This is a genomic window from Paenibacillus sp. EB106-04-04-XG159 (assembly GCF_058791835.1).
This window is the reverse complement of record NZ_JBYTDY010000006.1, coordinates 51,781-69,269: the sequence shown is the minus strand read 5'-3', so window position 1 is coordinate 69,269 and position 17,489 is coordinate 51,781. Positions and strand designations below refer to the sequence as shown.

Genomic DNA, 17,489 nt, shown 5'->3' with positions numbered 1-17,489 from the left:
CCATGAAAGATCAGATACCAGCTTATATAGCGGACATTAAGCGACTACGCATTGAAGCGGATAAATACGACACTGAGACGGTCGGAGGGCTCATGGAGCGTATTACATTGCTAACCCAAGTACACACGCTCATGGGCCGCGTCTCGGCTCACATGGATGGTCAGTATAAGCGCAAGTATGCAGAGCGCAAGAACACCTTCACAGCGGTCAAGGCGGCTGCTGGTAAAGGTGACAAGACAGCGCATGCGGAGCTCGCAACAATGGATCTACGTGAGCAGGAAGCTGAAGCATATGAACGCATGCAACTATGGCGGAATGAATTTGCTTCGCTCACTGAGCATCTGCATGAGCTACGTTTGCGACTTAGGATAGATATTAACATCGGAGTTGGTGGAGGATGACATTACCGTTTAATCCAGTGAGCAAGCCCGTGCATCGACGAAACAAGCCAAAGCGCGGGCAACACACAAAAATATCGGACCGAGTACGCAACGAAGTTGACAGGAGAGCCGCAGAAAGAACGGACTACATTGTATGTGAGCGCTGCGGCTGCTCACGTCCTTCCTACCGCTTCGAGAAGGCACATTTAGATAATGCCTCTCAATACGGCTCTGGACGCGTACCGTGGAATATATCCAATCTGTGTGGTCCTAAAACTCAGACCGGAACATGTCATCAATTTGCGGATGAAACGGGAGTTGGACGAGAGTGGAAGCAGCAGAAGCAAGCTGAACTTATTGAATATTATGCGAACGGCGAAGGACGAAACTATTGGCCTTATGAATGAGGTGAAGTCATGAAACGATCAGATGAAATATTGAACTATATCAATGCTTTCAGAACCGAACATTGGTATGCACCTACGGTTAGAGAGATAGCGGCAGGAGTGGGACTATCATCTCCTAGTACAGTGCATGGTCATCTAGTTCGGATGGAAAAGAAGGGACTTATCAATCGAAAGGAATTTAGTCCAAGAGCATTATCAACTAAGTAGGTGTGTGATATGAAAGGGTGGATTAAAGACTATCGGCAAGAGATGGAGGGAGATATCTGGTCGATGCCTCCGCTCTACCATCGCATATGGCAATACCTTAAATACATGGCAAACCACGAAGAGAACATAATCCCGATGAGGGATGGATCAAAGCTTAAATTGTCTCCTGGGCAGCACCTTACTTCTCTCAGAAATATAGCTCAAGGGGTATCTTGGTACGAGCGTGGAGTGCTTAGAGAGCCAAACGTAAAAACGGTGTCGGCGGTGATCGATTGGCTCGAAAAAGAAGGCATGATAACCGTTGATACAGGTAACAGAAAGTATACAGCTATTTCCCTAGTGAAATGGGACATTTATCAGGGTGATGACGACACTAAAGTAACAGTCGATGGATTAGAAAGTAAACAGCCGCTGGATACAAACAAGAATGATAAGAATGTAAAGAATGATAAGAAGATTAAAAAGACTAAAGAAGAAAAGAAGGCATACGCCACCTCTGTTTTTCTGACAACCAAGCAATATGATGAGTTGATTAAAAAACACGGAGAAGAGAAAACCTCTCGGATTATTAAGAGACTTAATGACTACAAGATAAGCGAGGGCAAAGATTACACGAGTGACTATCTCGCTATAACAAGGTGGGTTGTAGAAGCAGTGGAAGGAGATGAGAAGCGTGGAAGGTCTAAAGGGGACACTTGGGGAGCTTCTCCGGAAGATAGAAGCAGCGAGAGCGAGTTCGCCCACCTCGGGAAAGCAGGAAGGAGCTAACTATACCTGCCAAAAGTGTAAGGACCAAGAAAAGATCTTCTCTCACAAGGACACTCAAGTTTATAACGGCATCGAATATCAAACGGACGTATGGATCGATTGTGATTGTGTGAAAGAGAAGAACATGCAGCGGCTAGCGAAATCATCTCAAATCACGGACGAGTTTAGGAAAAGGACGTTTAGAAACTTTGATAAAGATAGCGTGCATGAACTTGTGCAGGCAGCGTATGAGGCAGCATATGAGTACGTGATCAAGTTCAAAGATATCAAGAAAGACAGACACAACAGCGTCGCGTTACTAGGGCGTCCAGGATGCGGCAAGACACATCTGCTTATGGCAGTAGCTAACAACATGTTGTCAAAAGGTATTGGAGTTGTGTACTTCCCTTGGGTAGAAGGCATGAACGAAATAAAAAGCGATTTAGACAGCCTAGACGAGCGCATACGGCGTTTACAGCAAGCGGAAGTGTTATTCATCGACGACATGTGGAAGGGCGTAGACAAGCATAACAAGCCCACTCCATTTGAGATCAAGCAAGCATTCGCAATTATAAACTATCGATACTTAAATAACCTGCCTATCTTGATCAGTTCGGAGCGCACTTTCTTGGAGATGTGCGAGTACGACGAGGCGGTAGGCAGCCGGATGAAAGAGATGTGCAAGGGACACACGATGACTATAAAAGGTACTATCGAACTAAATTACAGGTTAAGGGAGGATTAAACCATGTGTAACTGCGGAGGCAGCGGCGTTGTAATCAAACAGATCGGATCAATGGCAACATTCGCTCCATGTGAGTGTCGGAAAGGAGCTAAGAAGTCATGATCATATTTGCGAAGCAGCCTATCCCAAACAGAGATATGGCGAGAAAACGAAAGCATGAAGTCGGGACCGGTGGAAACGCGGCAGATGACAGAAGAAGAACGTGAACGGATGGACAAGATTAAGCCGTTCCGTAGTGTGGACGGCAAGAGGGTTACAGCCGTTCCGCTCCCAGGAGTAGGCAAGAACAAGCAGAGGAAGAAACGATGAATTGGGCCGAAGCAACAACACTGCAGTTATGTCACATTGTCATTTACGATGAAACGGCTTCGGAAGAAGATAAGCGAGCAGCAGGAAGAGAACTTTTTAATCGGATAGGAGTTGACCGGAATGAAATGCAAAGTACCAGGATGCAATCGAGATGCGAAAAGGAGCTGGGCAACGGTACCAGTATGTAAAATACACCACGCTGAGATAAAAATCGAACATATCAATTACTACAAGCGACTCACCACAAGTCCGGAGAGAGTTGCTTACAACATGATCCGTCATCTCACCCCGAGCGGAAAGGCGCGTATGTTGAGATGAGCAAATACGGACGGCACGAGAAGTCACTCAACGAGTCATGGGCTAGTTGGGAAAATAGTTTGATCCAAGACGCAAGCGTGCTAGATTATCGACTCGTTCAAGCGATGGATTGCGCGGCAGCAGATCGAGTACCAAGAGAATTAGTGATTGAGTTTTACACTGAAATGTTCTGGGAGCTAGTAGAATATGTCGCCAACCACAGGGAGACATACAAACAGCAAGCAAGGAGACAGCTAGATGCCGCCATGAGACGTGAAACAGATCGTCTAGCATACATTTATCGACCGAATGATAAAACGCCGCAGAAGCGAAAATAGGAGGTTTAGAGGGTATGAGATTTGTAGGGATAGATCCAAGCACCAAAACAGGAGTATGCATCATAGACGAAAACGGCAATGTGATCGACGCGATTGAGATCACAGCAACAGGCGAAGATCCTCACAGAATGATGGAGATTATAGCCTCCACAATGGACATGCTCGAAACAAACGATCTTGTATGCATAGAGGGATTCGGATTCGCTTCACAAAGTGGATTCTTACTAGGAGGAATAGGTTGGGGCATTCGTATGGACATGGCATCCAGAAGCATACGATACAACGAAGTAGCACCGGCAGCGCTCAAGAAGTTCGCAGGCGGCAAAGGTAACGCAAAGAAGGACGAGCTTGCCGTACACATCTACAAGCAATGGGGATATGAACACGGCAGCGACAATGTACGAGACGCTTATGTCCTGGCTCAGATCGCTCGAGCAATCCGGATGAAAACAGCAAACACGGCCTACCAGCGCGATGTGATCGACACGATATTAAAGCCGCCAGCGCCGAAAGCGAAGAAGAAAAAACAAGCATAACCAAGTAAAACACATACTGGAGTAACCCTTTACAACCCTGAAATAGAACATATGTGCTTATAAATACAAAGATTGGGGTGCTAATCATGGCACACTGCCCATATTGCAAGACAAGCTGGCGTGAACCGGATGATGAAGTAGGAGACCACGACTGCCCGCACTGCGGAAGAAACAGATGGGAGGAAGATGAAGATGTGGATCAAGTGGAAGTGTGAAGAGTGTTGGGAAGAGTTTATCAGAAAAAGCGATGTAGATGAGCCGCCATGTCCAGAGTGCTGGTGCACTAATACAGAAGCGATCGGCGAGGTAGAAGTAACGGACAAACAGCCGGGAATCGGGGATTAGGAGTTGATAGAGTGCGTAAACTCAGCCTATTTAGCGGCATAGGCGGAATTGACTTAGCAGCTCATTGGGCTGGGATGGAGACAATGGCATTCTGTGAGCGTGAACCATTTCCACAAAAGGTGTTGCGTAAACACTGGCCTGAGGTTCCTATATACGACGATGTATGTACTTTAACGCGGGAGGTGCTAGAAAGAGATGGCATCATCACAGCAGATCGAACAATTGACATTATTTCAGCCGGATACCCTTGCCAGCCTTTCAGTCATGCCGGGAAGCGAAGAGGCGAGGAAGACGACCGTCACCTCTGGCCAGAAGTTAAGCGACTCTTGGAAGAGATCCGACCACGTTGGTTCCTTGGTGAAAACGTTGCTGGGCACATCACTTTGGGGCTCGACATTGTGCTTGCTGACTTGGAAAGCATCGGCTACGCCTGCGAAGCGATTGTTATTCCGTCTGCAGCCGTCGGTGCCCCACATAGACGAGACAGAGTCTTCATTCTGGGCTACACCGAACACGATGGATCATATGGGGCAGAGATCAGAAGAAGCATTGATAAGACAAGCCACGACGAGCAGGAAGGGACGGACGAAACCTGCGAATCTAAGGGGGCAAGTAGATCCGAATGTAATGAAAATGTGGCCGACCACACAGGCGAGGGATTACCGCAGTGGAGACAATCCAGAATCGCCGCGACAGGAACGGAAACAGAACCAAGGATGGAGTCAGAATTTGAACGATGCAGTGAAGTTATGGCCAACACCGACAGCATCAGAAACGACAGCTCGGGAGAATGTGAAGCTAACGGAAACAGGCAGAAGAGAATGTTTGAGTGGAGGCAGTCACAGTTTAGATTTAGCAACAATAGTAAAAATGTGGCCAACTCCACAAGCATCCGACAATCGAGATCGTGGGAACCTTTCAAATCCATCAATCAAACGCAGAGTAGAGATGGGCAAGCAAGTGAATCTATCAATGTGCGCATCGGAGAAGAGCGGTCAATTGAATCCATATTGGGTAGAAAGCTTGATGGGCTTTCCGATTGGTTGGACGGATATAGATGGCCAGCAGCCCTAGGACAAGAACAGTACGAGTGGGAGCCACCTAGAGTAGCAATCGGCATAAAGGATCGTGTAGGAAGGCTGAAGGCGCTGGGTAACGCAGTTAATCCTGTACAGATATATCCGTTTCTAGCAGCGATAAAACAGATTGATGATTTAATCAAGGGCACAACAAGGAGTTGATAGAGTGCAAGAGATCATAGGAGGTGGCATCAAGTGGACTATAAGCAAAAGCGACTGATCTCCATAGCGGAGACTCTTAAGGCTTACACAGACGAAAGTAAGCCGGGTCCGTGGGTTGTGGCTTACAGCGGAGGAAAAGATTCAACAGTGGCGCTTGATATAGTCATTAGATCATTAATGCAGCTTAAACGATACAAGCCCGATGCTCTAAACAGGGATATATACATTACAACAGCTCAAACACACCTAGATTTTGTTACTGATCCATTGAAGCAATCTGAACTGACAAAGATACAGCGTCTTGTGAATGATCAAAGACTACCAATCAAGCTTGCAGAGGTATCGGCACCGATCGAAAAAAGCTTTATGTACTTGACAGTGGGCAGAGGGTCCCATTACCGAAAAGCAGGATGAATCGATGGTGTACAGAGCGATTAAAGATTGAACCATCTCAAAAGGAACATAAGGCTATTGAACCATCTATAACCGTTACTGGAGTTAGATTAAGCGAATCTGCTGAAAGACGAAACAACATCAAAAACAGACAGGTTTCAGAGTTCTTTTCGGATACCGAGTTTATGCCGATCGTGAACTTCACACTGGATGATGTATGGAGCTATCTGGTACATGAGGGAATGGCTTGGGGAGACGCAGAGAAGTTAGGACAGCTCTACAAAGAAGCGACCGGCGAATGTGGATTGCGACAGCGCAAGGCTGGGGCAGGAGAAAAGAACGATGACCCGTGTGGAGCCAGAACAGGTTGCATCATTTGCCCGGTAGTGTCGATAGATAAAAGCTCTCAGGAATTTGCTAAACATAATCCGTGGTTGCAACCTTATGTCGCTTTAAGAAACATGATGATCGAAATGTACAAAAGCCCGCGAAACAAGGCTGGGAGAATGCGTGACGGCAAGGTTTTGGAGTATGGAAAAGGTACATTTACTGTCAAGGCTAGAATGAAGCTTTATGAGAGAGTGAAACAGGCAGAACAGGAAAATGAAGAACTAGCTCGGATGTACGGGGTAGAACCTCAGAAACTTATTTACTCGCAAGAACTGGACGACCTTATACATCGACAATGGGAAGATGACTTAAGAGAGTGCCCATGGGTAGAAGATGCTATGGAGATTGGACGGTTCTACGAGAGTAGGATCAAAGGATTTAGTGGTTATCAAATCGTTTGGAACCATGAGTATGATACGCCACTTAACATTTAATCAAGGGCACAGCCCATAGGGGGAGATATACAGATGGAAAGATACTTTATCGTCACAGAGGTAAGCAACCTTCACAAAGATTGGTTTGAGTATAAGGATAGCCGCAAAAAGGTAAACGAGGCGTACAAGCTATTCAGCGAGCAGGTAGGCATCGAATCGAACGAATATTACGTGTCGGATGATGAGATTTATATCGTACCTACTGAAAAGGACTCGGTGAAATTCCTACCTTCTTTATGTAACCCAATCAACGACGGTCTATGCAAGTTTAAAGCATCGTCCAAGATCGGCAAGTCATGGGTAAAAACTCTGGAAGATGCTGACTTAAAAGTACTAAGGAAACCAATGGTCATCCTTTACTTCAAGTCATTTGGCGGCAAATACAGAAGTAGATTGTTTGACCACAACGGCACGCTGTATTGTTCCATTGATCCATCAGCAGACGAGACGCCTGAAGGTTTTATCGAAATAAAGGCGAGCGAGTTTTACAAGATTGTGGAAGAGATCAATTAACCGCCTACGGGCAAGGGAGAGATAGATATGAATCAGGAAATCACACTTGAACAGCTATATGAAATGCAGAAGGTGTTGGATGCGCGGATCATCGAAGAGAAGGGGCTGCAAGGAAAAGACCTGCTGCCGAACACAGTGCTGGCGCTACAGGTTGAGATCGCGGAGTTGGCGAACGAATGGCGGGGATTTAAGCATTGGAGTAATGATCAGCAGCCACGAACAAAAGTCGAAGTTATGTGTTCTACCTGTAACGGTACAAGTGACGAAAATTGGGAAGCAAGCATGCAAGAGTTGAGTGAGGGACGAGACAGTTATGGATTTGAGCCTTGCGCTGACTGTAATGCCACGGGAAAACTCGGTTTCAGGAATCCATTGCTTGAAGAATACGTTGACTGCCTTCACTTCTTCTTGAGCATAGCTAGACAGATCGGATTATCAGCGAGAAAACTGGATTCATATAGACTACCTGAATTAGGCACAGATACATCAAAAGCTATAACTAAGCTAATTAACAAAATCGGTGCAGTATCCCTAAAGCCAGAGCGTAAAGAAGATCCATTGCTCATTGCATGGACGATATTCATAAAGTTGGGACTGGAGCGATTCGATCTCACATGGAGACAGATAAAGGCAGCATACATGGAAAAGAACAAGGTTAACCACGAGCGGCAGTCAAACGGATATTAAGGGCCTTCGGGCCCTTAAGGGGGAAGAAAGATGGATTGGCAGAAGCTCATAACGGATTTGCGCGAAGCTAATAAAGCAGCAGAGGCGGCAGCAGAGGCAGTAAGTGATGGAGGATCAGCAAACTTGGATTCGGTGTTCCTACGCATTCCACGCCAGCAGGAAATCAAGGTTCTAAAGGCGATTCAAGAGGCTGGACTGTACTGCCACGGTAAGCGTGAATGGATCGGACAGGGCTACATGATAACTCCAACGTGTGGAGGGCAAGGAGATAAACGTTATACAGCGGTCACTGTGATGGTGAAGCAGCTCACTGAACGTGGTTGGGATGCAATGGCGTTTCGCATGGTAGATTAAGGGCCTTCGGGCCCTCTAAGGGGGATAACAATGGCTACAATCAGCAGGCGTGTGTGTGATAGGTGCGGGAAAGAATTGGACGACCACAAGTTAGTAGTACAGAAACGGAAGAGAGCTAAGTTAATTAAATTAATTAGATGCAATCCAGACCCGTACGGAGGCTGGGAGACGAAATATGAATTATGCAAAGAATGCGGCGATAAGTTAACGGAGTTTCTAAGGGGGATAACGGGATGATGAACATAATGGTGTTGCTAAAAGACGGCGGTTATAAAGTAGTGAAGATAGAATACGGGATGGTTGGTGACTTGGCAAAGTCCATCCATAAAAACGGTGTGGAGACATTGCGAATGGTCGGTGAGATCATACAAGTCGTTGGGTTCGTTGTCACAGGTAAGCATACTGGAGAGCGTGTGATTATGCTCGGATTTAAGGAGGCTGAACAGGTTGAAGTTAACGTATGATCGGCTAAGAGAAATAACAGATAGAGCTGAAAATGCCATAGACGAAGAAACATATCTCAAAAACGAGCTTGAGGAAGTCATTGATGAGATGACAGCAGCATGGCAGGAAGTAGATCGGCTAAAGAAAAAATTACAGGCGAGCAGAGATAGTGTGTACGGAATCTCTACCGAGGGTGATGAAGCAAGATGTGAACGGAATGAGCTAAGGGAAGAGAATGAACTACTGAAGTCACAGCTAGATGATGCGGTGAACACTCTTGTGCATTACGCAGATCAATCCAATTGGACTGCAGCGTATTCATATTCCGTTTTTGGTCGTGGTATGGTCCAAGCTATTACTTCTCCTAAACCATGGAGCAAGGCCAGTGAAGCCATACAACGCATAAAAGGGGAGTGCTTAAGGGATGAGTAAACGAGGTGATAACTTTGTTTGAAAAATACATCGGTTATGAATGGTCAATGTATATATCATTTTATTTTCTTGGTATGGCTACAATGCTTCTCGCAGCTATTGTTTGTCTTGTTATTAGTGCTAACAGAAGGGATAGATAGTCATGACCTATACACGTAAGCAGTTGGAACAGATGACGGATGAAACGTTAGAGCGTAAGGCGAGACAACTTATAAAGTACCATGATTTAATGCCGATCAGATACAGCAAGGATGCTAATGTGCTTCAGACACTTGTTTTAATAGATAATGGCGAGGCTTATGCAAGAAGCTTGGATAATGTCATATGCGGAGACGATGACTGGTCAGAGGGTCTTACGTATGAAGGTATTGCCACGTTGCTCAAAGCAAAACCGCGTCAGATCACCATAGCAGCTATCCTAACACTTCAAGGGGAGGGGACAGTATGAAAATCAGAATCACAGCAAACGACCCAAAGTATAAAGAAGATGGAGACATATCTCACCTAATCGGACGTATTTTCGATGTGAAAAGAGTTGACAAGGAAGGATATTACATCCCTTACGGACCTAGTGGATTGTATCTGGTAAGACAGGGAGAGTGCGAATTGATAAGGGAGTCAGGAGGTACAGGGGAATGAACAAGTATGGAAAGGCACCAAACCAAGGACACTTTGAGTTATCTTTCGAGTTAAGCCAACTGGATGTTGGAGACAAAATATATTTCCCTAATAAAAAACAGGGGTTTGAGATTAAAGCGATAAATGCAGATTACTTGATAGCTACTAGACCGCACTTTGACTCATTCTTATACACAATAGTGAATTTTGCAGAGTGTTGGTGTGCTCCTGATGACAGAGTGTTTAGCAAAGGTTATGAGACACAAGAAGACATTGACGAAAGAATGAAAGAATTAGTGAATGGTGACATTGATCTCTCAACTAGACATGGTAAGCTTATAGATTTCGATGGGTACAAGAAGAAAGACGAAAGAAAAATAAAGTGGTTTGAAGGGAGTTGTAGGGGATGAGTAAACAAGCGGATTTTGGAAGTTATGCAGCACACCAACCTAATTATGAACAGTTCAAGCAAATGGGTGTATTGAACGATTATATGTACCAATCACTAGTGCACATAGGTGATGCAACACATAAGTTATCGTGGGGTCTTACAGTCTTAGAAAATGTTAAGGAGCCTCCTGAGGACCTCATGAATGATATACGTCATGCCATGAATCAAATACATGAAATACAAGATAGACTGCGTGAGATCAGGGAGAGCAACAATGGAGGGCTTAGGGGATGAGTAGAGATATTAAGTTTTGTGGTATGGATTTAAAAGGCCGTTGGTTTTATGGAAATCTAGCTATTTTGCATAAAGATTTGAGAAGCACTGGTAATAAAGCTGGCCACTATATCTCCAACGCTGCTGGGGCTCCATTTGCTTATGCAGTGAGACCTGAAACAGTTGGGCAATTCGCAGAATTGTCTGATCGTAACGGTAAAGATATATATGAACATGACAAAGTAAAGTTTCAGAAATTCAATAATGAATACACCGGAGTTGTTCGCTTTGAAAAAGGTTGCTTCATAGTCAAATGGGAAAGTGTTGTTGGCGCTTATGGCGAGAAGGCAAGCCACTCTATGCACTTGAAAGATTGTGATGATATTGAAGTAATCGGGTTCGATTCATTCCTCCTGAAAGGAGAAGATACAGATGGAGCAAACGGCTGAACGTAACTGGCAAGAAGACTGGGACATGTGTGATACAGCATCAAAAGGTCCGTGGAAATGGAACGATGGTAATAAGGAACATAGAGATTTGGGTAGTGTCATTGATGGAGAAGGCATGGATGTGTGCTGGTTCGGTAACGAAACAACTTACTATCCAATAGCAGGAACCGAACCATGCGAAGAAGACATAAAGTTTATGATAAACGCTCGCACAGCTCTCCCACACTGGCTACAAGAGGTTAAGAGACTAAGAGAGCAAGTAGCAAGTCTTACATGTGATTGGCAGCGTGAAAAGAGTATGCGTCATTCATTGGCAGTGGAGGCTAATCGTGAGAAGAAGCGCGCAGACGAAGCCGAGGCGCTGTTAGAAGCAGCATTGATGCTAAATGAGGGTATAGACATAGAAAACGAAGTAATGAGCATGGTGCGCGCTCAACAGGGGTGATGGCATGGAAGACTTAAAGGAACAGTACAAAGATACGAGACGAATGCTCAATAAGGAATATGATGCGCTGAAGCAACTGAGGGACAGCAAGAGAGAACAGCAGCTACAACTCATGGCAAAGCTTACTCTCATCACAACATGGGACAGAGATGATATAGAGGCTGAAATTGCGCAGCTCGAGACAGACATGAAGCTGATCGGGTCCATGAGGTCGGATATGGAATATATAATTGAGTGGCTGGAGACAGGTAAACGTCCAGGTAACAAACGAGGGATCGAGCGGCGAGCAGCGTATCAACGGGAACGGCCAGTAGATCCACTTATCATGCAATCATACTTACGTAATACATCAAGCGGCAGCAACGTGCAGGTGCCAGACAGAGATCGAGACAGGATAGAGTTCGCATTAGAGCAACTGAGTCCGCGAGAAAGAGAATGTTACGAAATGATAAGAGGCAACGGACTAACATATGCAGAAGTGTCCAAGCTATTAGAGATTGAGCGAGCGTCAGTACAGTGGTATATCGATTCGGCTGATACTAAGCTACGGCATCATATTAACCAAGCGGACCTATTCGATTTCATCTAAAATTCTCCCCATACAAGCGCCATCTATATATGAGAGCTTGTTTCTCCTCCTTCCTTATAGCCGCTCCTTCGGGGGCGGTATTTACATTGATGATAATTACCCGCTAATGTAAGATGATGAGAAGGAGGTGGAAAAATTGGATAAGTATACGTACGCTCCTGGGACGGCGTGGAGAAACCATGAATGGTTTGCGCGCGTTACTAGGAAAGAAGACAACAAAGAGGTATTCTTGGAGAAGTGCCCTAATGAGGACACGGCATTGACTGTTGCCTTTGAAGCAGTTAAGAGAATCAGGGATCAAGAAAATAAATGATCAATATTAAGTCACTCTAAACGAGTGGCTTTTTTATTTGTGAGGAGGAACAGTATGCACATCATTATCGAGCAGATCACAAACAACCATGTGAAGATTATGGGCGACAGCGAGGTCGTTTTCACAGAGTTAAGTTCGTGTAATATAGAAGTCTTGATCATTAATGCTAACTCGGAAAGTAGATTTGAATTAGAAATTAAGGCAGCTGATCTTGTGTGCTGTAACGGAATCATTGATTATAAGAAGTCAGTTAAAGACCAGCTTTGTAAATTGTTGAACCAAATGAACGCTGAGTAGGCGTTTTTATTTTGCCTAGAAAGGATGATACAGGTGAGAGAACTTTCGCAACCACTCACGATAGAGGAACGGATCAGGGTAGCAATTGGTGATGATGATCAGCGGCATGTTATTTACTACAGGAGAATGGAAGGGGCTACTACTGCTGCACAAAGGATCGCAGAGAATGATAAGCAAGTAGTCATCCTATCAGGACATCATTGTAAGAGAGAGTGCGAGGAAAAAGGAATCAGATATCTTGATTACAATTCCAGACCGGATGTACGAGAAATACACAACTCAATAATCATCGCCGATGTAGTGCCTGTTCACAAAATGGAAGCGTGGAAAAGTCTTCTTTACCACCAACTTGGTAATAAGATAATCGAACTTAGAGGTGTGCACTGATGAGACTAATCAAATGGCTCATTAAGAAAACAACCGGTAGATCAGGACAAGAACCAAGGATTAGGAAGGAGCGACGACATGGGAGGAGATAGCAAGGTGTGTAACGTAAGCAACTTGACGGTCAATGTAAACATCCAAGATACAGACGTATTCAAACGAGCAACTGAAGCCATAGCTTACTTAGGTCAGCATGTCAGTGATGAAGTAAGACTAAAGGCTATTGAGATCCTAGCAGGAAATAGCGTGGATGGTGAACGGCATGATACAGACCACATGTAATGCAGGATGCAAACAGCAGATCACTATCAATGACTTCGATCAGGCACAACTTGCAGACGGCATTGAGAAGGTGTACTTCATTTGCCAAAACTGTGGTCATGAGTATGTAGCCTTCTATACCGACGAAGAGATACGAAAGCTGCAGCAGAAGATTAGGAACATTCAGAAGAGGTTTGTTAATCAGAATGCGGATCACAAGGTAACAGCAAAGTTGGAGCGGAAGACACAGTTGCAGATCAAAGAGAAGATGGATGCGCTGCGGGAACGGATCGAGGGAGGAAGCGATAATGAAGGATATCGTTAGATACTACATCAGAAGTCCATGGGCGTGGTTAGGGGCTGTCATTGGTGCTGCGATACCCATCATTGCATTGTGGTGAATGTAATGACGGAATGTGTGGACAAGCGACTGAGCAATAGATCATACGACAAATACAAACGCAACAAAGAAGCCAAGGCATTCTACAAAAGCTCGGCATGGTTGAAGTGTAGAGAGGTAGTACTGAAGAGAGATCACTACCTGTGTCAACCTTGCCTTAAGAGTCAACGCATTACAACAGCCAATACAGTCCATCACATCAAACCTCTAGAGGACTATCCAGAGCTTGCGTTAGATGAGGACAACCTAGAGAGCATCTGTCCAACGTGCCACAACAAGGAACACCCTGAGAAGGGTTCAGGTAAACGGGAACCAGAGAAGAAACGAAAGTCGTTGGTGATCATGACGAAACCAAATGTGGAGGTGTGGTAATGGATAGAACACTTCGAATCCTTTTTACATTGATACCACAGAGGATATTAGTTACAAATTCGGGGTTTGCCGACTGTGAAGTTACTTACTTGTGGATGGGTAAACGATGGAGGTTCAAAGTGAAGTAGCCCCCCCTGCCTCTGAAATAAAACGATTAACAGCTAGGGACCGGCGTGGGCCCTTCGTTTTCCACGCGGATAAAATTTTCATGAAAGGGGGGTAAAGCGAAAATGGCAGCACCAACAGCAAAAGCGATAAGAGAATACTTAGGCGATTCTTATCAATCATCCGACGATCAACTTATTCAGTTGTACGTTGAGACACATGCTTTCTATCGGAAGTTGAAAAAGGAAATTGATAAGTCTGATCTGATGTATGAGTACACAAATAAAGCTGGGGCCACAAATTTAGTGAAGAACCCCCTTTCGATCGAGTTAACCAAGACGGTTCAAACGCTTAATAACTTGTTGAAGTCATTAGGCCTAACGCCTGCTCAGCGTAAAAAGGTTGTGAGTGAAGATGACGGAGACGACTTTGACGACTTCTAAATCAACTGGCATCATCCATGTACTAGCTAAGCCCTCAAATGATTTATTGGCTACTTGGTACGCTGAGCAGGTTGTTAAAGGAACAATTATTGCAAGCAAAAAGGTTACACTGGCTTGCGAACGTCATTTAAATGATATTAAGCGGCAAGGGACCAATGAATTCCCTTATGTCTTTGATGCCGAATTAGGACATAGACCAATTCAGTTTATCGAGAAGTATTGCAAACCATCTAAAGGTAACTTCAAACAACTCATCCTGCAGCCATGGCAACACTTTGTGTTGGGCAGCTTATTCGGATGGGTTCATAAAGATACGAGACTAAGGCGCTTTAAAGAGGGCCTTATTTTTGTTGGTCGTAAGAACGGGAAAACAACCAAGATATCTGGTGTTTCGCTATACGGAGTTAGCAAAGATGGTGAAAATGGAGCTGACATTCCACTTCTAGCCAACTCTATGAAGCAAGCACGGCTGCTCTTCGATGAAGCGAAAGCGATGATCAATTCTTCACCAAAATTGAAGAAACGGTTTAGGCCGCTGCGGGATGCTATCCATTTCGACAAAACATTCTCGAAGATCGAACCGCAAGCTTCCGACTCTGAGAAGCTAGATGGTTTAAATACTCATATCGGGGTATTTGACGAGATTCATGAGTACAAGGATTACAAGCTCATCAACGTCATCAAGAACTCACGAGGTTCAAGGGATCAGCCATTACTTATTTACATTACCACCGCTGGGTACCAGTTAGACGGTCCGCTGGTTAATTACTATGAGCAAGGAACTGACGTTCTGAGCGGCGTGATCACTGACGAGCGCACATTCTATTACTTGGCCGAGCTTGACGATGAGTCAGAATTTGAAATACCAGAGATGTGGGTTAAAGCTAATCCGAACATGGGTGTTTCAATCAAACTTTCTGACATGATCGAGGATTGGGAGAAGGCCAAGCGCACGCCGTCCGAACGAAACGACTTCATTACAAAACGTTTCAACACGTTCGTCAACAGTTCCGAAGAGTCGTTTTTGGACTTCGAAACTCTAAAGAAGAACAACAAGGAATGGAACTATGATGACCTAGTTTATATTCCGTGTGTTGGTGGTTTTGACTTATCTGATACAGAGGACTTCACAAGCGCTTGTCTTGAGTTTCCGATAATCGAGACGGGAGAAGTTATTGTACTTTCTCATTCATGGGTCCCATACAAAAAAGTGTTACTCGAGAACGAGAAGATCCCGTATCGAGAGTATGAAGATTTAGGATTGCTGACCATTGTAAAGGATGAATATATTCGAAAAGAACTTGTTGGAGAGTGGTTCGAGAAACAATCCAAGAAATTTATCATCGAAAAGATTGCTTTTGACCCTGCGAAGGCTACTGGTTTAGTAGAATCACTAACTGCTAAAGGCTTTAATATGGAAGTTGTGCGGCAAGGTTATCTCACACTTGGTCCTGCGGTCGATGATGTGAAAGAACGTTTCTTGGATGGTAATATAATATTCAACAACAACCGGTTATTCCGATGGTATGTGAATAACGTGAAGATGGTTGAGGACAGGAACCGCAACAAATTACCAACAAAGATAGGTCGCTACCGTAAAATAGACGGTTTTGCGGCCTTTTTAAATGCTCACACCGAGGTTATGAAGAAATTTGTTAAGCCTGCAGGTGATGGCAACGTTGAATTTATTTCGGTTAACGATCTATTCAGACAATGAGGGGAGGTGAGGGATTGAAATGGACAAGCAAAGTTAAGGCTTCAATGAAAGCGGCGCTTGATGCTTGGCGAGGAGAAGGATTCGACTTTTCATCATGGTTTGGGCGTAAGTTTTTCGGGATTGATAACTCGAAATTAGCCACAAACGAGACCATATTCAGCGTTATTTCTCGCCTTGCAAACACGCTGTCATCATTACCGTTGAAATTGTACAAAGTGCATGATGCGGTTACCAACGGAACATATGATGTGATCACTAATGCGCCTAATGAAAATATGTCGGGATTCGAATTGATTAATAAACTCGAAGTCTCCAGAAATGAGACAGGTAACGGATATGCATTAATTGTTCGCGATATAAGAATGCAAGTCGAGTCACTGGTCCCGATCGATACAAACTACGTGTCGCCGTTAATTAATGCAGATGACGGATCGCTGTGGTACGAAGTTCGCCTATTGGACAAGACGACTTATGTTCACAACATGAACATGATCCACGTCAAGCATATTACTGGTCCGTCAAGGTGGAAGGGGATTAGCCCTTTATCAGTTCTTGAAAACACATTGAAGTACGATAAGGCTGTACAGGAATTTTCTCTCTCTGAAATGGAGAAGAAGGACAGTTTCATACTGAAATACGGCCAAAACGTTGATAACGAGAAACGACAGAAAATTATCGATGACTTCAAAAGGTTTTATCAAGAAAACGGCGGCATTTTATTTCAAGAGCCCGGTGTTGAAATTGATGAAATCGACAAGAAATACTTTGCATCAGACACGCTTGCTTCCGAGCGTATCACGCGCTCTCGAGTGGCCAATGTTTTCAATGTGCCGGTTTCATTCTTAAACGACACGGAAGGGCAGGGGTATTCATCTAACGAGCAAATGATGATTCAATTCGTTCAGATGACTCTTACACCTATTGTTCGTCAGTACGAGCAGGAGTTTAACAGAAAACTTCTGAACGCGGCGGAACGAAAGCAAGGTTATTACTTCAAATTCAGCCTTGGCGGACTTCTGCGCGGAGATACAGCTTCAAGAACAGCGTATTATCAAGCGTCTATCAGGAGTGGATGGTTGTCGCAAGACGATGTTAGACGATTAGAGGATGAGCCACCAGTTGGAGGAAACGCATCTAAGCTTTGGGTAAGCGGTGACTTGTACCCGATAGATATGGATCCATCGCAGAGGAAGGGGGTGAAAACGAGTGACAAAACCGAATAAGTTCTGGGAA

Annotated in this window: 34 protein-coding genes; all 34 read left to right on the top strand. The window is 44.6% G+C overall.

The annotated features are described in order from the left end of the window. Positions 1–2: 2 nt before the first annotated feature. The 34 genes from AC3WTP_RS09105 (at position 3) to AC3WTP_RS08940 (ending at position 17,479) form a co-directional block, all read left to right on the top strand. The gene (locus tag AC3WTP_RS09105; protein ID WP_492394491.1) at positions 3–401 is read left to right on the top strand and encodes a hypothetical protein; all 399 of its coding nucleotides are present in this window, start codon (positions 3–5) and stop codon (positions 399–401) included. Next, entirely contained in the window at positions 398–787 is a 390-nt protein-coding gene (locus AC3WTP_RS09100) for a hypothetical protein (protein WP_492394287.1), read from the top strand. Before AC3WTP_RS09105 ends, AC3WTP_RS09100 begins: the two co-directional genes overlap by 4 nt. A 9-nt stretch (positions 788–796) precedes the next feature. Further along, entirely contained in the window at positions 797–994 is a 198-nt protein-coding gene (locus tag AC3WTP_RS09095; RefSeq protein ID WP_492394286.1) for a LexA family protein, read from the top strand. Between the two features lie 9 nt (positions 995–1,003). After that, complete coding sequence (locus AC3WTP_RS09090) at positions 1,004–1,762, top strand: hypothetical protein (protein ID WP_492394285.1); 759 nt, start codon at positions 1,004–1,006, stop codon at positions 1,760–1,762. Beyond that, positions 1,668–2,486 (top strand): DnaA ATPase domain-containing protein, encoded by an 819-nt coding sequence (locus AC3WTP_RS09085; RefSeq protein WP_492394284.1) that lies wholly within the window; start codon positions 1,668–1,670, stop codon positions 2,484–2,486. Before AC3WTP_RS09090 ends, AC3WTP_RS09085 begins: the two co-directional genes overlap by 95 nt. Positions 2,487–2,642: 156 nt before the next feature. Then, positions 2,643–2,795 (top strand): hypothetical protein, encoded by a 153-nt coding sequence (locus tag AC3WTP_RS09080; protein WP_492394283.1) that lies wholly within the window; start codon positions 2,643–2,645, stop codon positions 2,793–2,795. A 314-nt stretch (positions 2,796–3,109) separates the two neighbouring features. Beyond that, on the top strand, positions 3,110–3,430 hold the full coding sequence (locus AC3WTP_RS09075) for a hypothetical protein (RefSeq protein ID WP_492394282.1): 321 nt from the start codon (positions 3,110–3,112) through the stop codon (positions 3,428–3,430). Between the two features lie 14 nt (positions 3,431–3,444). Further along, positions 3,445–3,966, top strand: a complete 522-nt coding sequence (locus tag AC3WTP_RS09070) for a crossover junction endodeoxyribonuclease RuvC (RefSeq protein WP_492394281.1) — start codon at positions 3,445–3,447, stop codon at positions 3,964–3,966. Positions 3,967–4,052: 86 nt separating this feature from the next. Further along, positions 4,053–4,181 (top strand): hypothetical protein, encoded by a 129-nt coding sequence (locus tag AC3WTP_RS09065; protein ID WP_492394280.1) that lies wholly within the window; start codon positions 4,053–4,055, stop codon positions 4,179–4,181. Then, entirely contained in the window at positions 4,159–4,311 is a 153-nt protein-coding gene (locus tag AC3WTP_RS09060) for a hypothetical protein (protein ID WP_492394279.1), read from the top strand. Before AC3WTP_RS09065 ends, AC3WTP_RS09060 begins: the two co-directional genes overlap by 23 nt. A gap of 74 nt (positions 4,312–4,385) precedes the next feature. Next, positions 4,386–5,552 (top strand): DNA cytosine methyltransferase, encoded by a 1,167-nt coding sequence (locus AC3WTP_RS09055; RefSeq protein ID WP_492394490.1) that lies wholly within the window; start codon positions 4,386–4,388, stop codon positions 5,550–5,552. 33 nt (positions 5,553–5,585) lie between these two features. Next, complete coding sequence (locus AC3WTP_RS09050; RefSeq protein ID WP_492394278.1) at positions 5,586–5,966, top strand: hypothetical protein; 381 nt, start codon at positions 5,586–5,588, stop codon at positions 5,964–5,966. Then, positions 5,963–6,769, top strand: a complete 807-nt coding sequence (locus tag AC3WTP_RS09045; RefSeq protein WP_492394277.1) for a phosphoadenosine phosphosulfate reductase domain-containing protein — start codon at positions 5,963–5,965, stop codon at positions 6,767–6,769. Before AC3WTP_RS09050 ends, AC3WTP_RS09045 begins: the two co-directional genes overlap by 4 nt. A gap of 33 nt (positions 6,770–6,802) precedes the next feature. Further along, positions 6,803–7,282, top strand: coding sequence for a hypothetical protein (locus AC3WTP_RS09040; RefSeq protein ID WP_492394276.1), 480 nt, complete (start codon positions 6,803–6,805; stop codon positions 7,280–7,282). A gap of 27 nt (positions 7,283–7,309) precedes the next feature. Beyond that, entirely contained in the window at positions 7,310–7,969 is a 660-nt protein-coding gene (locus AC3WTP_RS09035) for a dUTP diphosphatase (RefSeq protein WP_492394275.1), read from the top strand. Positions 7,970–7,999: 30 nt separating this feature from the next. Then, entirely contained in the window at positions 8,000–8,323 is a 324-nt protein-coding gene (locus tag AC3WTP_RS09030) for a hypothetical protein (protein WP_492394274.1), read from the top strand. 233 nt (positions 8,324–8,556) lie between these two features. Next, a complete protein-coding gene (locus AC3WTP_RS09025; protein WP_492394273.1) occupies positions 8,557–8,787 on the top strand; it encodes a hypothetical protein in 231 nt (76 codons plus the stop codon). After that, positions 8,771–9,199, top strand: a complete 429-nt coding sequence (locus AC3WTP_RS09020) for a hypothetical protein (RefSeq protein ID WP_492394272.1) — start codon at positions 8,771–8,773, stop codon at positions 9,197–9,199. The genes AC3WTP_RS09025 and AC3WTP_RS09020 overlap by 17 nt, the downstream gene beginning before the upstream one ends. Before the next feature lie 142 nt (positions 9,200–9,341). Continuing rightward, positions 9,342–9,647 (top strand): hypothetical protein, encoded by a 306-nt coding sequence (locus AC3WTP_RS09015; RefSeq protein ID WP_492394271.1) that lies wholly within the window; start codon positions 9,342–9,344, stop codon positions 9,645–9,647. Next, positions 9,644–9,838: a hypothetical protein gene (locus tag AC3WTP_RS09010; protein WP_492394270.1), complete on the top strand. Its 195-nt coding sequence runs from the start codon at positions 9,644–9,646 to the stop codon at positions 9,836–9,838. The genes AC3WTP_RS09015 and AC3WTP_RS09010 overlap by 4 nt, the downstream gene beginning before the upstream one ends. After that, a complete protein-coding gene (locus AC3WTP_RS09005; protein WP_492394269.1) occupies positions 9,835–10,227 on the top strand; it encodes a hypothetical protein in 393 nt (130 codons plus the stop codon). The genes AC3WTP_RS09010 and AC3WTP_RS09005 overlap by 4 nt, the downstream gene beginning before the upstream one ends. After that, the gene (locus tag AC3WTP_RS09000) at positions 10,224–10,502 is read left to right on the top strand and encodes a hypothetical protein (protein ID WP_492394268.1); all 279 of its coding nucleotides are present in this window, start codon (positions 10,224–10,226) and stop codon (positions 10,500–10,502) included. The genes AC3WTP_RS09005 and AC3WTP_RS09000 overlap by 4 nt, the downstream gene beginning before the upstream one ends. Further along, complete coding sequence (locus tag AC3WTP_RS08995) at positions 10,499–10,930, top strand: YopX family protein (RefSeq protein WP_492394267.1); 432 nt, start codon at positions 10,499–10,501, stop codon at positions 10,928–10,930. Before AC3WTP_RS09000 ends, AC3WTP_RS08995 begins: the two co-directional genes overlap by 4 nt. Next, entirely contained in the window at positions 10,914–11,375 is a 462-nt protein-coding gene (locus AC3WTP_RS08990) for a hypothetical protein (protein WP_492394266.1), read from the top strand. The genes AC3WTP_RS08995 and AC3WTP_RS08990 overlap by 17 nt, the downstream gene beginning before the upstream one ends. 4 nt (positions 11,376–11,379) lie before the next feature. Next, positions 11,380–11,964 (top strand): sigma factor-like helix-turn-helix DNA-binding protein, encoded by a 585-nt coding sequence (locus AC3WTP_RS08985; RefSeq protein ID WP_492394265.1) that lies wholly within the window; start codon positions 11,380–11,382, stop codon positions 11,962–11,964. A gap of 136 nt (positions 11,965–12,100) precedes the next feature. Next, positions 12,101–12,277 (top strand): hypothetical protein, encoded by a 177-nt coding sequence (locus AC3WTP_RS08980; protein WP_492394264.1) that lies wholly within the window; start codon positions 12,101–12,103, stop codon positions 12,275–12,277. Positions 12,278–12,331: 54 nt separating this feature from the next. Further along, positions 12,332–12,574: a hypothetical protein gene (locus AC3WTP_RS08975; RefSeq protein WP_492394263.1), complete on the top strand. Its 243-nt coding sequence runs from the start codon at positions 12,332–12,334 to the stop codon at positions 12,572–12,574. A 33-nt stretch (positions 12,575–12,607) separates the two neighbouring features. Continuing rightward, positions 12,608–12,961: a hypothetical protein gene (locus tag AC3WTP_RS08970; RefSeq protein ID WP_492394262.1), complete on the top strand. Its 354-nt coding sequence runs from the start codon at positions 12,608–12,610 to the stop codon at positions 12,959–12,961. A gap of 78 nt (positions 12,962–13,039) precedes the next feature. Beyond that, on the top strand, positions 13,040–13,240 hold the full coding sequence (locus tag AC3WTP_RS08965; RefSeq protein WP_492394261.1) for a hypothetical protein: 201 nt from the start codon (positions 13,040–13,042) through the stop codon (positions 13,238–13,240). Next, positions 13,221–13,544: a hypothetical protein gene (locus tag AC3WTP_RS08960; protein WP_492394260.1), complete on the top strand. Its 324-nt coding sequence runs from the start codon at positions 13,221–13,223 to the stop codon at positions 13,542–13,544. The genes AC3WTP_RS08965 and AC3WTP_RS08960 overlap by 20 nt, the downstream gene beginning before the upstream one ends. Before the next feature lie 81 nt (positions 13,545–13,625). Beyond that, complete coding sequence (locus AC3WTP_RS08955) at positions 13,626–13,991, top strand: HNH endonuclease (protein WP_492394259.1); 366 nt, start codon at positions 13,626–13,628, stop codon at positions 13,989–13,991. A 230-nt stretch (positions 13,992–14,221) separates the two neighbouring features. Continuing rightward, positions 14,222–14,539, top strand: a complete 318-nt coding sequence (locus tag AC3WTP_RS08950; protein ID WP_492394258.1) for a P27 family phage terminase small subunit — start codon at positions 14,222–14,224, stop codon at positions 14,537–14,539. Next, on the top strand, positions 14,511–16,256 hold the full coding sequence (locus AC3WTP_RS08945; protein ID WP_492394257.1) for a terminase large subunit: 1,746 nt from the start codon (positions 14,511–14,513) through the stop codon (positions 16,254–16,256). Before AC3WTP_RS08950 ends, AC3WTP_RS08945 begins: the two co-directional genes overlap by 29 nt. Before the next feature lie 44 nt (positions 16,257–16,300). Then, a complete protein-coding gene (locus AC3WTP_RS08940) occupies positions 16,301–17,479 on the top strand; it encodes a phage portal protein (RefSeq protein ID WP_492394489.1) in 1,179 nt (392 codons plus the stop codon). Positions 17,480–17,489: the final 10 nt, after the last annotated feature.

Coding starts and splice junctions, on each gene's coding strand:
- AC3WTP_RS09105 (WP_492394491.1), top strand. CDS start 3: ATGAAAGATCAGATACCAGCTTATATAGCGGACATTAAGCGACTACGC.
- AC3WTP_RS09100 (WP_492394287.1), top strand. CDS start 398: ATGACATTACCGTTTAATCCAGTGAGCAAGCCCGTGCATCGACGAAAC.
- AC3WTP_RS09095 (WP_492394286.1), top strand. CDS start 797: ATGAAACGATCAGATGAAATATTGAACTATATCAATGCTTTCAGAACC.
- AC3WTP_RS09090 (WP_492394285.1), top strand. CDS start 1,004: ATGAAAGGGTGGATTAAAGACTATCGGCAAGAGATGGAGGGAGATATC.
- AC3WTP_RS09080 (WP_492394283.1), top strand. CDS start 2,643: ATGAAGTCGGGACCGGTGGAAACGCGGCAGATGACAGAAGAAGAACGT.
- AC3WTP_RS09075 (WP_492394282.1), top strand. CDS start 3,110: ATGAGCAAATACGGACGGCACGAGAAGTCACTCAACGAGTCATGGGCT.
- AC3WTP_RS09070 (WP_492394281.1), top strand. CDS start 3,445: ATGAGATTTGTAGGGATAGATCCAAGCACCAAAACAGGAGTATGCATC.
- AC3WTP_RS09065 (WP_492394280.1), top strand. CDS start 4,053: ATGGCACACTGCCCATATTGCAAGACAAGCTGGCGTGAACCGGATGAT.
- AC3WTP_RS09060 (WP_492394279.1), top strand. CDS start 4,159: ATGTGGATCAAGTGGAAGTGTGAAGAGTGTTGGGAAGAGTTTATCAGA.
- AC3WTP_RS09055 (WP_492394490.1), top strand. CDS start 4,386: ATGGAGACAATGGCATTCTGTGAGCGTGAACCATTTCCACAAAAGGTG.
- AC3WTP_RS09045 (WP_492394277.1), top strand. CDS start 5,963: ATGAATCGATGGTGTACAGAGCGATTAAAGATTGAACCATCTCAAAAG.
- AC3WTP_RS09040 (WP_492394276.1), top strand. CDS start 6,803: ATGGAAAGATACTTTATCGTCACAGAGGTAAGCAACCTTCACAAAGAT.
- AC3WTP_RS09035 (WP_492394275.1), top strand. CDS start 7,310: ATGAATCAGGAAATCACACTTGAACAGCTATATGAAATGCAGAAGGTG.
- AC3WTP_RS09030 (WP_492394274.1), top strand. CDS start 8,000: ATGGATTGGCAGAAGCTCATAACGGATTTGCGCGAAGCTAATAAAGCA.
- AC3WTP_RS09025 (WP_492394273.1), top strand. CDS start 8,557: ATGATGAACATAATGGTGTTGCTAAAAGACGGCGGTTATAAAGTAGTG.
- AC3WTP_RS09015 (WP_492394271.1), top strand. CDS start 9,342: ATGACCTATACACGTAAGCAGTTGGAACAGATGACGGATGAAACGTTA.
- AC3WTP_RS09010 (WP_492394270.1), top strand. CDS start 9,644: ATGAAAATCAGAATCACAGCAAACGACCCAAAGTATAAAGAAGATGGA.
- AC3WTP_RS09005 (WP_492394269.1), top strand. CDS start 9,835: ATGAACAAGTATGGAAAGGCACCAAACCAAGGACACTTTGAGTTATCT.
- AC3WTP_RS09000 (WP_492394268.1), top strand. CDS start 10,224: ATGAGTAAACAAGCGGATTTTGGAAGTTATGCAGCACACCAACCTAAT.
- AC3WTP_RS08995 (WP_492394267.1), top strand. CDS start 10,499: ATGAGTAGAGATATTAAGTTTTGTGGTATGGATTTAAAAGGCCGTTGG.
- AC3WTP_RS08990 (WP_492394266.1), top strand. CDS start 10,914: ATGGAGCAAACGGCTGAACGTAACTGGCAAGAAGACTGGGACATGTGT.
- AC3WTP_RS08985 (WP_492394265.1), top strand. CDS start 11,380: ATGGAAGACTTAAAGGAACAGTACAAAGATACGAGACGAATGCTCAAT.
- AC3WTP_RS08975 (WP_492394263.1), top strand. CDS start 12,332: ATGCACATCATTATCGAGCAGATCACAAACAACCATGTGAAGATTATG.
- AC3WTP_RS08965 (WP_492394261.1), top strand. CDS start 13,040: ATGGGAGGAGATAGCAAGGTGTGTAACGTAAGCAACTTGACGGTCAAT.
- AC3WTP_RS08960 (WP_492394260.1), top strand. CDS start 13,221: ATGATACAGACCACATGTAATGCAGGATGCAAACAGCAGATCACTATC.
- AC3WTP_RS08955 (WP_492394259.1), top strand. CDS start 13,626: ATGACGGAATGTGTGGACAAGCGACTGAGCAATAGATCATACGACAAA.
- AC3WTP_RS08950 (WP_492394258.1), top strand. CDS start 14,222: ATGGCAGCACCAACAGCAAAAGCGATAAGAGAATACTTAGGCGATTCT.
- AC3WTP_RS08945 (WP_492394257.1), top strand. CDS start 14,511: ATGACGGAGACGACTTTGACGACTTCTAAATCAACTGGCATCATCCAT.
- AC3WTP_RS08940 (WP_492394489.1), top strand. CDS start 16,301: ATGAAAGCGGCGCTTGATGCTTGGCGAGGAGAAGGATTCGACTTTTCA.